The organism is Microbacterium ulmi (assembly GCF_011759705.1).
In the GTDB taxonomy this organism is placed as follows: domain Bacteria; phylum Actinomycetota; class Actinomycetes; order Actinomycetales; family Microbacteriaceae; genus Microbacterium; species Microbacterium ulmi.
In genome coordinates, this window is sequence record NZ_JAAOZF010000001.1 from 818,803 (window position 1) to 832,007 (window position 13,205).

Sequence of the window (13,205 nt, forward strand, 5' to 3'; positions counted from 1 at the left end):
TCCCGTGCGGATGTCACATCCGACGCCGCGTCCCTGTCATACCTGGTGGGCGTCGGAACCGACGTCGCTGGATCGAGAAGGGCAAGGACATGGCAAAGGTCGTCGTCATCGGAGGCACGGGCCTCATCGGATCGAAGGTCGTCGCGAAGCTCACGGAGCACGGCCACGAGGCCGTCGCGGCGGCACCCGCCACGGGGGTCGACACCATCACGGGCGAGGGCCTCGTCGAGGCGCTGACGAGCGCAGACGTCGTCGTCGACGTGTCGAACTCACCGTCGTTCGAGCCGTCCGCCGTGCTCGCGTTCTTCACGACGTCCACGCGCAACCTCCTCGCGGCGGAGGCCGCGGCGGGAGTGAGGCACCACGTCGCGCTCACGATCGTCGGCACAGACCGCCCGCAGAGCATCCCCTACTTCGCGGCGAAGGTCGCGCAGGAGAGGCTCATCCGCGAGTCGGGCATCCCCTTCTCGCTCGTGCACGCGACGCAGTTCTTCGAGTTCCTCGGCAGCATCGCCGACGTCTCGACGGACGGGACGCAGATCCGGCTGCCCGGCGCGCTCATCCAGCCCATGGCGGCGGCGGATGTCGCGACCGCCGTCGCGGGCGCTGCCGCGGGAGACCCCGTCGGCGACGTCGAGGTCGCGGGGCCCGAGGCGTTCGGCCTCGACGAGTTCATCCGCCGAGGTCTCGCGTTCCGCGGCGATCCGCGCACGGTCGTCCGCGACGACGACGCCCCGTACTACGGCGCGAGGATCGAGCAGCGCACGCTGCTCCCCGTCGAGGGCGCCCGCATCTTCGAGACGCGCCTCGAGGAGTGGCTTCCGCTGAACCCGCCGCGCGCGTAGCCCAGGCTCGTCGGATTGAACCCCTTCCTTCGCCGGCTCGTGTCCTTTGAAGAGGGACCTCGGCAGGGAGGGCCCCCGATCGGAAGCGGGTGAGTGCATGGCAGAGAGCAGCCGGGGCGTCCTGAGGGTCGTGCAGATCCTCAGCGCAGTCCTCCTTCTGGCCACGGGCGGGATACACCTCTACCTCGTCTTCAACGGCGTCGGCGGCATCCTGGGCGTGTTCTTCGTCCTCAACGCCGTCGCGGGACTCGTCCTCGCGATCGCCGTCATCGTCCTGCGCGGGCGGCTGCTGCAGCTGGCGGCCGTGCTGAGCCTGCTCTTCCTCATCGCGACGCTGGGCGCGCTCCTGCTCGCGCTCACGGTGGGGCTGTTCGGGATCACGGAGACGTGGGACTTCACGCTCGTCCCGGAGACGGTCGTCGTCGAGTCGATCGGAATCGTCGTGCTGGCGATCCTCACCGTCCTCGTGCTGCGTCGGCCCGCCGCCGTCCGCGCCGCCTGACGGCGCGGACGGCCTCCACGGTCGAGCTCGAGGCCTCATGGCCCACGGTGGGAGGGCGTGGCGAGTCGGGGCACAGACCCCGACTCCGCACGCTGCGTCTCGACCTGCTCGATCGCCTCGGCGACGGAGAGCCCGCGTCCCTCGGCCATCGCCGTGTCGAGCTCCGCGCCTGCGCCGTGCTCTCGCAGCGTCGCGAGGGGAATCATGTGGAACTCGAAGGCGCCCGGATTGAGGATGCCCTTGCGCGTGCGCAGTGCCCGCGCAGCGCCGAGGAGCAGGCCCGCGCGGCGCGCATCGCCCTGCGCCGCGGCGAGCCCGACGAATCCCTCCAGACCGTACGCGATGCCCTCGTCGTGTCTCAACGAGAGCGACTGCTCGAGGCTCCGCGCGAAGTCGGCCCGCGCGCCGTCGAGATCGCCCGCGAAGAACCGCGCCCACCCCCGGTGGTTGAGCGCGATGACGATGCCCAGCAGCTCGCCCTGCGCCGTCGCGAGCCGCAGGCTCTCCTCGAACCGCGCTGGCGCGGCCGTCTCGTCGCCCGCGACCAGGGCGACGCGGCCGAGCATGACGAGGGCCATCGCCTGACCCCACGCATCGTCGATCGAGCGGAACTCGTCGAGGCTCACGCGCAGCGCCTCGGTGGCGGCGCCGGCATCGGCGTCCTCAGACCGGGCGAGCAGGCCGAGCGCGATCGAGACGCCGGCCAACGCCGCGCCGAAGGTCTCGCCGCTGGCGGCGAACAGCTCGCGACTCTCGCGCATGCCGACCGTCGGGTCGTAGTCGGGGTCCTGCCAGAACCGGATCGCGCTCGTGTAGTACAGCGCGATCGCGCGGGCGCGGACGCTGAGCCCGCGATTCTCGTGCACGGCGAGCTCGAGCAGCTCTGCCATCCACTCCCGCACGATCCCGAGGTATCCCCCCACCCAAAGGAAGAGGTACAGCGCCCACGCGTAGTCGGCGGCGGCGTCGAGCTCGCGCCGGTCGATGAGCGCGCGCGCGACGCCGGCGACGTTCTCGACTTCGCGTTCGAGCGACTGCAGGACGCCGTGCTGACCGGGGCCGCGCAGCTCTATCGCGGCGCGCTGGGCATGTTCGGAGTACAGGTCGATCCACGCCGCCGTCGCCCGTTCGCGCAGCTCGGGCGTGAGCTGCTCGTCGGCGTACGCCCGGACGAGCATGAGCATGCGGAACGTCTCGGCCCCCGACTGCTCCGTCCGCGAGAGCAGGCTCGCGTCGACGAGCGCCTCCAGGCGGCCGAGGGGGTCTTCGACGCCGACCGCCGCGAGCATCTCCTCCGCCGAGCCGAAGGCGAATGCGCCTCTGAAGACCGAGAGCAGCGACAGAGCGCGACGCGACTCGTCGTCGAGCAGGTCGACACTCCACTCGATCGTCCTCTTCTGAGCGCGCTGGCGCTCGGGAAGGTCGCGTCCCGCGCTGACGAGCAGGTCGAGCGCCGAGTCCATCCGCTCCAGGATCTGCGCGGGCGAGAGGATCCGCATGCGCGCCGCGGCGAGCTCGATCGCGAGCGGCATCCCGTCCACAGCGCGGCAGATCCCCACGATCTCGTCGGCGTTGTCGCGGGTGAGCCGGAACGACGGGTTCACCGCGGTCGCTCTGGCCACGAACAGCGCGACCGCCGAGGCACCGGCTGCGGCGTTCGCCGAGTCGTCCACGTCGGGAAGATCCAGGGGTTCGAGCGCGAAGACGCGCTCCGACCGCAACCTCAGCGGCGACCGGCTCGTCACGAGGAGCTGCAGGTGCGGCGCGTCGGCGATCAGCGTCACGAGCACGTCGGCGGCGGCGAGCAGGTGCTCCATGTTGTCTACGACGAGGAGCACGTCGCGCTCGGCGACGGCGGCGGCGACCTTGCCGACGAGCGGCGCGTCGCCTGTGTCGCGCACGCCGAGCGCACGCGCGATCGCGGTCATCACCCGGTCCGGCGAGCTCACGGACTCGAGGGCGGCGAACGCGACCTCGCGGCCCGCGGCCGCGGCATCCCTCGCGATCTCGATCGCCAGGCGCGACTTGCCGACGCCGCCGGGGCCGACGAGGGTCACGATCCTCGTGGCCGGACGTGCCAGCAGGGCCCCGATCTCGGCACGCTCCCGGTCGCGGCCGACGAGCTCGTTGTACGGCACCGGGATGTCGGGCGCGTGCCGCACGGTGGCGGCCGACGCAGTGCCCGCGCGTGCGGCGTCGAACCGTTCCGCCAGTAGGGTCGCGAGGTCGGACAGGACGAGGTCGGCGAGCTCTCCGGGCGTCCGGAACGACTTGTAGGAGGTGCGCCCGTCGGCGCGGATGTCGTCGAGCAGCGATTCGAGGCGCGGCTCACGATCGGGGGCCGGATGCTTGACGTAGATGAGCGTGGGCAGGCCGCTCGAGAGCCGATACTCGTCTTCCAGGCCCGAGATGCGCTCGCCCGGCGCGACCCAGCCGTACTTCTGCCAGTAGATCCCGACGAAGATGTCGCTCTGCTCGAGGTACGACCGGTACAGCGCGCTCGGGGCGTGCGGACGGGCGCCCAGCTCGAACATCACCGGCGCGAGCCGCAGCCGCTCCACCGCGGAGCGCACGGCGAGCCGCTCGGGTTCGAGCTCGCGCAGAGTGGAGCTGACGAAGACCCGGATGCGGTGGTCAGGGGTGCGGATCGCTGCTCGAGCGACGTTCATGGGGAGATCCTGTCTTCGCGCGAGCGCGCGGTCGGGTGGTTCGTGGAACGGGTCGAAAGGGTGTGGGGCGTTCGCTCGCCTGGGCTGGCCTACGCTCGGCGCGCCCTGCGGCGAGGCGCCCGCAGCGGTCGCTGCTCGGGAAAGGTCCAGTCGAAGCGCACAGCGCCGAGCCGGACGACGGTCGTGACGAGCACGCCGACGAGACCCGCGATGGGGACCGGCGTCCCGAGGGCCGCGAGCACGATGAGGATCGCCGAACCGGCGGCGGCTGCGACGGCATAGAGCGAGCCGACCTGCAGGAACGCGACGGGGATGCCGAGCAGGAGGTCGCGCACGAGGGAGCCGCCGATCGCGCCGACGACACCGACGAGGAGGGCGCCGACCTCGCCGACGCCGAGGGAGAGGGCCTTGGTGGCCCCGATCGCGCCGAACAGCCCCATGACGACCGCATCGAGCACGGTGATGACCCACGTCGCCCGCACGAACAGGGGCTGAAGCGCCATGCCGATCACCGCGCATGCCGAAGCGACGGGCACGTACCAGTTGCTCCAGACCACGATCGGCTGCTGGTTCAGCACGATGTCGCGCAGGAGGCTCCCTCCGAGCGACACTCCGACGCCGATCACGATGACGCCCAGAACGTCGATGCGGCGGTCCTTGACCCCCGCCGCGAACATCGCGCCCTGCAGTCCGCCGAGGCCGGCGGCGATCAGCTCCACCCAGAGCGGCACGTGCAGCGGTGTGATGTCCATGTCTGCCTTCCTCCATCGGGAGGGGCCGGCATCCCGCATCCGTGAGGCGGGATGCCGGCCCTGTGCCGTCAGCGGGTCGTGTTGCGGACGGCCTCGAGGATGAGGTCGGCCACGGCGTCGGGCTGCGAGACGGTGACCGCGTGCGACGCGTCGATCTCGACCGCGTGCGACTTGGCGCGCTCGGCCATGAACCGCATGGACTGCGCGGGGATGGCGAGATCCTTGAGGGTCACGAGAGCCCAGGAGGGGATGCTGCGCCAGGCCGCCTTCGTCGCCTTGTCCTCGAGGGCAGCCGCCGCGATCGGGCGCTGCGTCGCCGCCATCAGCGCCGCATCGTGCTCGGGCAGGTCGGCGGCGAACACCGCGCGGAACTTGTCCTGCTGGATGTACAGGTCGGTCCCTGCCGCGCTGCCGTTGGCGGGGAACGGCACCGACTCGAGCGCCGGACCGAGCTCGCCGCCGGGGAACTTGGCGGCCAGCTCCCCCGTGCTCTCGCCCGGCTCGAGCTCGAAGCTCGCGACGAACACGAGCGCGCGGACGTTCTCCGCCCCCTCGGCCGCCTCGCTCATCACGGAGCCGCCGTAGGAGTGGCCGGCGATGACGACGGGGCCGTCGATGCTGTCGACCACGCTGCGCACGTAGGCGGCGTCGTGTGCGAGACCGCGCAGCGGGTTGGCGATCGCGAGGACCGGCAGATCCTCGCTCTGCAGGCGGCCGGCGACGCCGTCCCAGCTGGCGGACTCGGCGAACGCGCCGTGCACGAGCACGACGGTGGGCCTGCCCTCTTCGGAGTGGAAGACGGTGTGCGACATGGGAGACTCCTTCGATCAGGTGATATGTGATACGCAATATATTGCGTTGCGGAATGGAACGTCAAGCATCGGAGGATATTCCCGAGCAAGGCGAGCCGATTGGCGTTGTGCGAGGGATTGTGTGCAATATGTTGCATGCCCATCCCGTCGCACGCTCCCGCAATCGACCGCACCCTGCTTCGAGACGACGTCTATCGCCGGCTCAGGGACGCCATCGTCGACGGCACGTTCGGCCCGGGCGAGCAGCTGAAGGACGGCGACCTGGCGGCGTGGCTCGGAGTGAGCCGCACGCCCGTCCGGGAAGCGCTCCTCCGCCTCTCCGGCAGCGGTCTCGTCGTCGCCCAGCCCGGCCGCTCGACGATCGTGAGCGGGATCGACGAGGTCTCGCTGCGCGACGCGCGGGACGTCATCGCGGCGATGCACGAGCTCGCCGTTCGTGAGACCGCGGGAAAGCTCGACGCCGAGGCGCTCGAGCGCATGCGCGAGGCGAACCGGCGCTTCGCGCGCGCGCTCGACTCGGGAGACGTGGCGGCGGCGCTCGACGCCGACGACGACCTGCACGCCGTGCCCGTGGCTGCGCTGGGCAATCGAGCGCTCGAGTCGGTGCTCGATCAGTTCGCCCCCGTGCTCCGTCGCGTGGAGCGACTGCGGTTCGGATCGAACGGCCGAGCATCCGTGGAGCTGCACGAGAAGCTCATCGCGCTGTCCGCCGCAGGAGACGCGGACGGCGCTGCGGCTGTCGCCTTCGACACCTGGCACAGTCTGCCCACGACCCCGTACGCGGCCTGATCGCCGCCGCCCACCGACTCCCGCACCCGCTACACGCGGTAGGGTAGCGCCATGACATCACGTTCGCCCGCCGCCGTCCCCGTGAGAGACCGTCTCCTGCTCGCGGGAGCCCGCCTCCTGGAGGAGGCGGACGGCGGCGACGTCTCCACCCGCGCGATCTGCGAGGCGGCCGGCGTCCAGGCGCCGACGCTCTACCATCACTTCGGCAGCAAGCAGGGCCTCCTCGACGATGTCGTGAGCCACGGATTCCGTCGCTTCCTCGCCGCGCGTCCTCCGCTGGGCGCCGAGGACACGTCCGATCCTCTCGACGCCATCCGCGACGCGTGGGACATCCACGTGCAGTTCGGCGTCGAGCATCCGCGGTTCTACGGATACATCTACGCGCCGATCGGCCGCGAGACGCCGTGCCGCGTCGTCTCCGAGGTCGAGGAGATGATCCTCTCGACCCTCGAGCCCGCCGCCCTGCACGGCCGGCTCACCGTCGCGCCCGCCGACGCGGCGCGCCAGATCCTCGCGGCGAGCAGCGGCGTCGTCCTCTCCCTCATCGCGAACGCGGGCGAGCCCGTCGACGGGGAGCTGTCGCGGCGGACCCGCGACGCGATCCTGGCGTCCATCACGCGATCGAGCGGCACGCGCGAGTCCGTGCCGACGGTGTCGAGCACGGCGATCGCGCTGCAGGCCGCTCTCGATGCGCAGGGGTCTCCCCTGGGCGCACCCGAGACGGCCCTCCTGCACGCCTGGCTGCGCGAGCTGGCCGCGACAGCTCCCGATATAGCACTCGGAGCCGCTGCACTATAGCGCTGCTATATTGGTGTTCAGCCCGCTCCGCCGAACGCGGCGCCGGGGAGAGGAGAACACCATGAACACGTCATACGCCCCCTACGAGCCCGCACTGCTGCCCGACGCGGTCACCCGCTATCTGCAGCGCAGCGGAGAGAACCCCGATCGCGAGGCGGTCGCGTCCGCCTTCGCGACGGACGCCGTCGTGGAGGATGCCGGGTCGACCTACACCGGAGTCTCCGAGATCCGCGACTGGATCGCCGGCTCGTCGGCCGAGTACACGTACACGACGACGCACATCGGGCAGCAGCAGATCGGGGATGCCGAGTGGATCGTCGTCGGCCACCTCGAGGGCGACTTCCCCGGCGGCACCGTCGACCTGCGCTTTCACTTCACGCTCGAAGGCGACAGGATCCGCTCGCTCGTGATCGCACCCTGACATCGGCTGCGTGCCCGCCGACACGAGAGCGGGCCGGATGCCGCGGCATCCGACCCGCTCCGTGCGGACTCAGCCGAGCGCCGTGAGCGTCAGCGTCGCTTCGTAGGCGCCGTCGACCACGTCGAGCGGCAGCCGCAGGTCGAGGTCCGCGCCGAGCAGCGCCGAGCCCCTCGTGTGACCGTCCTGCGCGTGGCCGAGCGTCGAGGAGACCGACAGGCCGTCACCGCCGAGGAACCCCGGCAGCACCGCCGCGCCGGCCGCCGCGCCGCCGCCGGATTCGCGCACCGTGGGCGTCCATCCGAGGTTCTTGCCCGAGAACGACTCGCCGCCGGAGGTGAAGTCGCCCACCTGCGCCGACACCGACCACTCCGGGGATGCCGCTCGCGTGTCGGTCACCCGGATCGGGTTGATCGAGCCGGATGCCGCCCAGTGGTCGCCCGCGTTCTCGGCGACGCCGAGATCGACGATGCCGTTGGTGCCGTCGATGTTCCAGATGAACTCACCCGGACCCGACGCCTCGGGCACCTCGACGCGCAGCTGCTGCGCGTTCTCGTCGTCGGCGCACGCCCCCGCTCCCGGGTTGGCGGCGTTGTAGGCCTCGCTCCATTCCCGCAGCTCACCGGGGTAATCGGTGATGATGCCGTCGACGCCCAGCGCCGTGAGGTTCGCCCATGCGGACGCGGAGTTCTGCGTCCAGACGAACACCTTCAGTCCCGCCTCGTGAAGCGCGCGCAGCTCCTCGGGACCCGGTGCGCTCGACGGGTTGATCCCGATCTGGCCGTACTGCTTCACCAGGTCGACGACGCTCGCCGGCAGGCTCCCGCCGACCAGGAGCATGCCCGGAAGCTCCGGATACAGCCGGTTCAGCCGGTCCTCGATGTCGAAGTTGAAGCTCTGGGCGATGATCTTGCCGCGCACTCCGTACTGCTCGATGAGGTCGATCGTGGTCTGCAGGTACGGGTTGGGCCAGTCGCCCTTGTACTCGAGAAGGAGGTGGATGTCGGCATCCTGCAGCCAGTCGAGCACCTCCTCGAACGACGGCACCTTCGTGCCGACGAACTCGGGACCGTACCACGAGCCCGCGTCGAGCGTCTGCACGTAGTCCCACGTGACGTCGTGGATGCGGCCCGTCCCGTCGGTCGTGCGGTCGAGCGTGTCATCGTGCAGCAGCACTGGCACGCCGTCGGCCGTGTAGTCGATGTCGATCTCGAAGTAGTCCGCACCGGCCTGCTCCGCCCGCTCGATCGCCGGCATGGTGTTCTCGGGAGCACGCGACGAGTATCCGCGGTGGCCGATGATCACGCCGGTCTGTCCGGGGTTCACGGTGCCCGGGATGCACGGCAGCAGCTCGGGCTCGGGCAGCGGCTGGAGCTCGTAGACGGCGATGTCGTCGTACGACGCAGTCACCCCGTTCTGCGTGAAGCCCAGGATGCCGTCGGCGCTGCGGAGCAGCTGCGAGCCGTCGAGCACCTTCTGCCCGTCGAAGTACCACTCCGCGCGGTCGCCGTGCACGACGATGGCGACGCGGACGTCGCGACCCGTTCCCGCGTCGTACGGCGCCGTGCCCGTGAACGGCACGTACCACTGGCCGTCGATGTTCATCTGCGCGAACTCGACTCCGCTGCCCGTGCTGGTCGTCGTGCGCACCGCCGCCTGCTGCCACGGCGCGGCGCCGTTCGGCTGGATGTCGAGCCCGAGCGCAAGCCAGCGGCTCGCGTTTGCGACGGCATCGAAGCGCACGGTGGCCTCGAAGCGGTAGTCGTCGAGGTGCGGCCCGAAGGTGATGCGCGCGATGTTGCCGCCCGAGCCGACGAGCCGTCCATCGGCCACGCGCCAGTCGCCCTCGACCGGGGCGAACCCTTCCGGCAGCGTGCCGCCTGAGAAGTCCTCGTCGAAGACGAGAGCCCCTTCGGGTGCGGGCGGGTCGATCTCCGTGATCGTGATCTCGTCGTACGAGACGGTCGAGCCGTCGACGACGAGGCCCTGGATGCCGGTCGCCGTGCGAGCGAGCTGATCGGTCTCGAATACCTTCGTGCCCTCCCAGTACCACTCGCCGTGCGAGCCCTGCACGACGACGGACACGTGCACGTCTGCGCCGACGCCCGCTGCGGCCGGGGCGGCGTGGGTGTCGGTCACGTCCCACGTGTTCTGGGCGGTCCGTCGAGCGAACTCGAGCCCGTTGCCCGCTGCGGTGTTCGCGCGCAGCGCGGCATGCTGCCACGGCACGGCGCCGTCCGGCTGCATGTCCAGAGCCAGCGCATGCCAGCGCGAGTCGTTCTCGACGCTGTCGAAGCGGAGCGTCGCATCGAAGCGGTAGTTCTCGAGCGTCTCGCCGAACGTGATGCGCGCCGGGCTCCCCGCGTACGAGGCACCCGTGCCGAGCAGCCTGCCGTCCGCGACCCTCCATTCGCCTGCGACGGCGTTGAAGGTCGACGGAAGCTGACCGCTCGAGAAGTCCTCGTGGAGGATGACGCGATCGGCCTCCTCCGGTTCCGCCTGCGCCGGTCCCGCGGCGGCGAGGATGCCCCCGGCGGCCAGCAGAGCTGCCGTGGCGAGGCCCGCGATGACGCGGCGCCTCCGTGGTGGTGTCGTAGTGATGCTCATCCGCATTCGTCCTTCCCGATGGGTGGCGCGCGACGGGGATTCCGGCGGCCTGCGCCAGTGAACCGGCGCGGGCTTACGGACGGCTCGCGAGGAGGACAGCGGAGAGCGAGCATGCCGTGAAACGTCGGTGATCAGGGCCGACCATTGCGCCCAACGGTCGGCGGCGGACGACGAGCGAGCCCGCGGCGGCTCAGAGGCGATGCCGCACGGCATCCCCGTCGCGCATCGTGTGCCCGCCCGCGGTGTTGACGACCGAGAACGCGACGGCACTGGCCACATAGCGGTCGTCGCTGTACTCGAAGGCGCGGCCGTCCGCCGCGCGCGCCGTGCGGATCACCTGCAGGAGCGGCGCCGTGCGAGGCAGCCGCAGCAGCCTGCTGTCGAGCGAGCCCGCGCTGACGGCCTGGATGCGGTGCTCGGCATGGGCGAGCCAGACGCCGTGCTTGTCCTCGACGACCTCCATGATCGAACGCACGTCGAGCGGCAGCTCCTCGATGATCGCCGCGAGCCATTCCGGGAACGTCGTGCGCTTGACCATGACGGGTCTCTCGCCGAGCGCCCGCACCCGGACGATGCGCAGGACGGGATCGAGCCGGTGCAGGCCGAGCTCGCGGGCCTCCAGACTCGTCGCGCGACCGCGTGAGAGCCTCACCGTCCTGCCGGTCGGCTCCAGCCCCGCCGCGAGCGCCCACTGGCCGAAGGAGCGGAGCACGCTGAGGCTCTGGGGCCTTGTCGGCTCGTGCGCGTACCAGCGAGCGCCTCGCTGCGACAGCAGCATCCGCTCGCTCTCCAGCTCCTCCAGAGCCTGGCGCACGGTGCTGCGCGCGACGCCGAACTCGCGCGCGAGGGCCGTCTCGCTCGGCAGCGCGGTGTCGACGGGATAGCGGCCGTCCGTGATCCGAGCCTCGATCTCATTCGCAAGACGACGGAATCGCGGCGGTCCGACGGCGTTCGGCCGGTCGCGACCGCTCGCTGCGGCGGCGGGAAGTCGACTCGTCAGTGTCGTCACGCGATCGCGTCGCGATGGAACGCGGGCGTCGGAGACCGCCGTCCCCGTTCCAGGCGGAGACGACCGGCTGGTCCGTGCTGGGCTGACGGCGGGCGCCTCGCCCGACCTCGTCGCGCGACCGTGCTCCCCCTGCGGAGCGGAGGCATCCGTCGCGGTCACGACACGACGGCCGCGTCCGTCCGCTCGCGATCGTTCAGCGCCGCGGCGACGGCGGCCTCGATTCGGGCGGCCTCACCGCGGCGACGGCGACGGCGCGCGCGCAGCCAGGCCGTCATCCCGGCCGCGATGAGCACGACCAGCACGAGGAGCGTCCACGGCACGGCCCACACCGTCGCGGCCGCGTGGACCGCGTCAAGCGCCGGAAGGCCGTCAGCCGACGCGACGGCGACGACCTCCGGAGTGGCGGCGACGTCGGCGGTCAGCAGGAACGCCGGGACGACACCGGGCACCGCCACCTCGATCGTCCACGTGTCTCCCGGGAGCAGTTCCGGGATCGCCGCGAGCTCCTGCGCCGTCGCGGGGAAGAGCCCGAACGGGCCGCTCAGCGTCACGGCGGCGCCCGCGGCGAGCCGGGCGTTCCCGGCGTTGTGCACCGTGAAGGTCGCCGTCGCCACCCCCACGTCGAAGGGGCTGAGGGCTCCGTCGTACGTCAATCCCGCGTTCTCGATGAGCAGGCGCGGCGCAAGCTCGCCTCCGACGCGCAGGTGCACGCGGATGCCGAGGCGACGGTCGACCGTGATGCCCTGCGCCGCGCCTGCGTGGCGCAGCGAGGTCACGACGCCGCCGGCGTAGTCACCCGGAGGCACGTCGGCCGGCACGGCGACCGTGAACCCGACGTCCCTCGACTCGCCGGGCTCGATCACGACGTCCGCCGCGCCGAGGGTGATCCACGACCCGACGCCCGTCGAGGTCTCACTGCGAGGCAGCAGATCGAGCTCGCCGCTCGTCGTCGTGAAGCCGTCCGCGGCATAGAGGTCGAGCGAGAGCGGTGCATCGCTGTGATTGGTCACGGTGATGGCGTCTTGGAGCGACTGGCCGCCCTCGAGCTGGTACGCGTAGTTGCGCCGCTCGGAGCCGTGCTCGTTGTCGGCTGCGCGTACGCCCCACGTCACGTTGCCCGTGTCAGCTGCCACGCCGATGCCGGGAAGGACCGCGAGCGCGAGCCCGAGGAGGACCGCCGGCACGAGTCGAGGCGAGGTCGCCGGGCGGCGAGGGGCGCGGACGCGCATGGGATGCTCCTTGCGGTATGACGAGGCGACGGCGAGCCATCGTGACAGCGCCGGGTGGCCACGGAGTGAACACGGGGTGCCGGTGCGGGCATCCTTCGGTTTACCGCCCTTTGGCGCGTCGTATCTCCCGGGGGGATCTCTCGCGGCACGCCCCGCAAGGATGCCGCCGCCGGCATGTTCCGCACGCAATCCCACCGAGGAGCTCTTCGACATCGCTCGGGGGCGTATCGGCGGTCAGCTCTTGCCGAGCTCCTCGGCGAACATCACGATGATGCCGCTGGGACCGCGGACGTACGTGAGCTTGTACACGTCCTCGTAGTCGGCGACGCCGCGCAGCGGCAGGCAGCCGTGTCGCGCCGCGATCTCCAGGGCCTCGTCGATGTCGTCGACCGAGAAGGCGACCCGGTGCATCCCGATCTCGTTGGGACGCGTAGGGTCCGTCTCGATCGCTTCGGGGTGGATGTACTCGAAGAGCTCGAGGCGACCCTGGCCGTCCGGCGTCTGGAGCATCGCGATCCTGGCGTGGTTGCCGTCGAGGCCTACGGCCGTGTCGGCCCATTCGCCGCTGACCGTGTCACGGCCGATGACAGTGAGACCGAGGTCGGTGAAGAAGGCGATCGTGGCTTCGAGGTCGCGGACGGCGATGCCGACGTTGTCGAGCTTGATGGCCATGGGCTCATGCTACCGACGCCACCTCCGCCGAGTGATGGCTCGTGACGAGCTCGACCGCCTCCGCCCCGAGCTCGAGACGTGCGTGGAGCCGGAAGACGACCAG

Annotated in this window: 12 protein-coding genes; 5 read left to right on the plus strand and 7 right to left on the minus strand. The window is 71.1% G+C overall.

What is annotated here, in order from left to right:
• The first annotated feature begins 89 nt into the window (after window positions 1–89).
• The gene (locus FHS08_RS03985; RefSeq protein WP_167035660.1) at window positions 90–845 is read left to right on the plus strand and encodes an SDR family oxidoreductase; all 756 of its coding nucleotides are present in this window, start codon (window positions 90–92) and stop codon (window positions 843–845) included.
• A 97-nt stretch (window positions 846–942) separates the two neighbouring features.
• Entirely contained in the window at window positions 943–1,347 is a 405-nt protein-coding gene (locus tag FHS08_RS03990) for a hypothetical protein (RefSeq protein WP_167035662.1), read from the plus strand.
• Between the two features lie 35 nt (window positions 1,348–1,382).
• Here FHS08_RS03990 and FHS08_RS03995 read toward each other — a convergent pair whose 3' ends face one another.
• The 3 genes from FHS08_RS03995 to FHS08_RS04005 form a co-directional block, all read right to left on the minus strand.
• Window positions 1,383–4,016, minus strand: a complete 2,634-nt coding sequence (locus tag FHS08_RS03995; protein WP_167035664.1) for an ATP-binding protein — start codon at window positions 4,014–4,016, stop codon at window positions 1,383–1,385.
• Window positions 4,017–4,105: 89 nt separating this feature from the next.
• A complete protein-coding gene (locus tag FHS08_RS04000; RefSeq protein ID WP_167035666.1) occupies window positions 4,106–4,768 on the minus strand; it encodes a trimeric intracellular cation channel family protein in 663 nt (220 codons plus the stop codon).
• A gap of 68 nt (window positions 4,769–4,836) precedes the next feature.
• Window positions 4,837–5,580 (minus strand): alpha/beta fold hydrolase, encoded by a 744-nt coding sequence (locus tag FHS08_RS04005; RefSeq protein ID WP_167035668.1) that lies wholly within the window; start codon window positions 5,578–5,580, stop codon window positions 4,837–4,839.
• Window positions 5,581–5,715: 135 nt separating this feature from the next.
• Here FHS08_RS04005 and FHS08_RS04010 point away from each other — a divergent pair, with 135 nt between their 5' ends.
• The 3 genes from FHS08_RS04010 (at window position 5,716) to FHS08_RS04020 (ending at window position 7,588) form a co-directional block, all read left to right on the plus strand.
• Entirely contained in the window at window positions 5,716–6,369 is a 654-nt protein-coding gene (locus FHS08_RS04010; RefSeq protein WP_167035670.1) for a GntR family transcriptional regulator, read from the plus strand.
• Between the two features lie 51 nt (window positions 6,370–6,420).
• Window positions 6,421–7,167, plus strand: a complete 747-nt coding sequence (locus FHS08_RS04015; protein WP_167035672.1) for a TetR/AcrR family transcriptional regulator — start codon at window positions 6,421–6,423, stop codon at window positions 7,165–7,167.
• Window positions 7,168–7,228: 61 nt separating this feature from the next.
• Window positions 7,229–7,588, plus strand: a complete 360-nt coding sequence (locus FHS08_RS04020; protein ID WP_167035674.1) for a nuclear transport factor 2 family protein — start codon at window positions 7,229–7,231, stop codon at window positions 7,586–7,588.
• Between the two features lie 69 nt (window positions 7,589–7,657).
• Here the strand turns inward: FHS08_RS04020 and FHS08_RS04025 are convergent, their stop codons facing one another.
• From FHS08_RS04025 to FHS08_RS04040, 4 genes are all read right to left on the minus strand, one after another.
• Window positions 7,658–10,192 carry a glycerophosphodiester phosphodiesterase gene (locus tag FHS08_RS04025; protein WP_167035676.1) on the minus strand — a complete coding sequence of 845 codons (2,535 nt, stop codon included), beginning with the start codon at window positions 10,190–10,192 and terminating at the stop codon, window positions 7,658–7,660.
• A 190-nt stretch (window positions 10,193–10,382) separates the two neighbouring features.
• Window positions 10,383–11,201: a UTRA domain-containing protein gene (locus FHS08_RS04030; protein WP_208382198.1), complete on the minus strand. Its 819-nt coding sequence runs from the start codon at window positions 11,199–11,201 to the stop codon at window positions 10,383–10,385.
• Between the two features lie 155 nt (window positions 11,202–11,356).
• On the minus strand, window positions 11,357–12,430 hold the full coding sequence (locus tag FHS08_RS04035) for a WxL protein peptidoglycan domain-containing protein (RefSeq protein WP_167035678.1): 1,074 nt from the start codon (window positions 12,428–12,430) through the stop codon (window positions 11,357–11,359).
• Window positions 12,431–12,664: 234 nt separating this feature from the next.
• A complete protein-coding gene (locus FHS08_RS04040) occupies window positions 12,665–13,102 on the minus strand; it encodes a VOC family protein (protein ID WP_167035680.1) in 438 nt (145 codons plus the stop codon).
• Window positions 13,103–13,205 lie beyond the last annotated feature (103 nt).

Coding starts and splice junctions, on each gene's coding strand:
- FHS08_RS03985 (WP_167035660.1), top strand. CDS start 90: ATGGCAAAGGTCGTCGTCATCGGAGGCACGGGCCTCATCGGATCGAAG.
- FHS08_RS04025 (WP_167035676.1), bottom strand. CDS start 10,192: ATGAGCATCACTACGACACCACCACGGAGGCGCCGCGTCATCGCGGGC.
- FHS08_RS03995 (WP_167035664.1), bottom strand. CDS start 4,016: ATGAACGTCGCTCGAGCAGCGATCCGCACCCCTGACCACCGCATCCGG.
- FHS08_RS04020 (WP_167035674.1), top strand. CDS start 7,229: ATGAACACGTCATACGCCCCCTACGAGCCCGCACTGCTGCCCGACGCG.
- FHS08_RS04005 (WP_167035668.1), bottom strand. CDS start 5,580: ATGTCGCACACCGTCTTCCACTCCGAAGAGGGCAGGCCCACCGTCGTG.
- FHS08_RS04035 (WP_167035678.1), bottom strand. CDS start 12,430: ATGCGCGTCCGCGCCCCTCGCCGCCCGGCGACCTCGCCTCGACTCGTG.
- FHS08_RS04015 (WP_167035672.1), top strand. CDS start 6,421: ATGACATCACGTTCGCCCGCCGCCGTCCCCGTGAGAGACCGTCTCCTG.
- FHS08_RS03990 (WP_167035662.1), top strand. CDS start 943: ATGGCAGAGAGCAGCCGGGGCGTCCTGAGGGTCGTGCAGATCCTCAGC.
- FHS08_RS04000 (WP_167035666.1), bottom strand. CDS start 4,768: ATGGACATCACACCGCTGCACGTGCCGCTCTGGGTGGAGCTGATCGCC.
- FHS08_RS04040 (WP_167035680.1), bottom strand. CDS start 13,102: ATGGCCATCAAGCTCGACAACGTCGGCATCGCCGTCCGCGACCTCGAA.
- FHS08_RS04010 (WP_167035670.1), top strand. CDS start 5,716: ATGCCCATCCCGTCGCACGCTCCCGCAATCGACCGCACCCTGCTTCGA.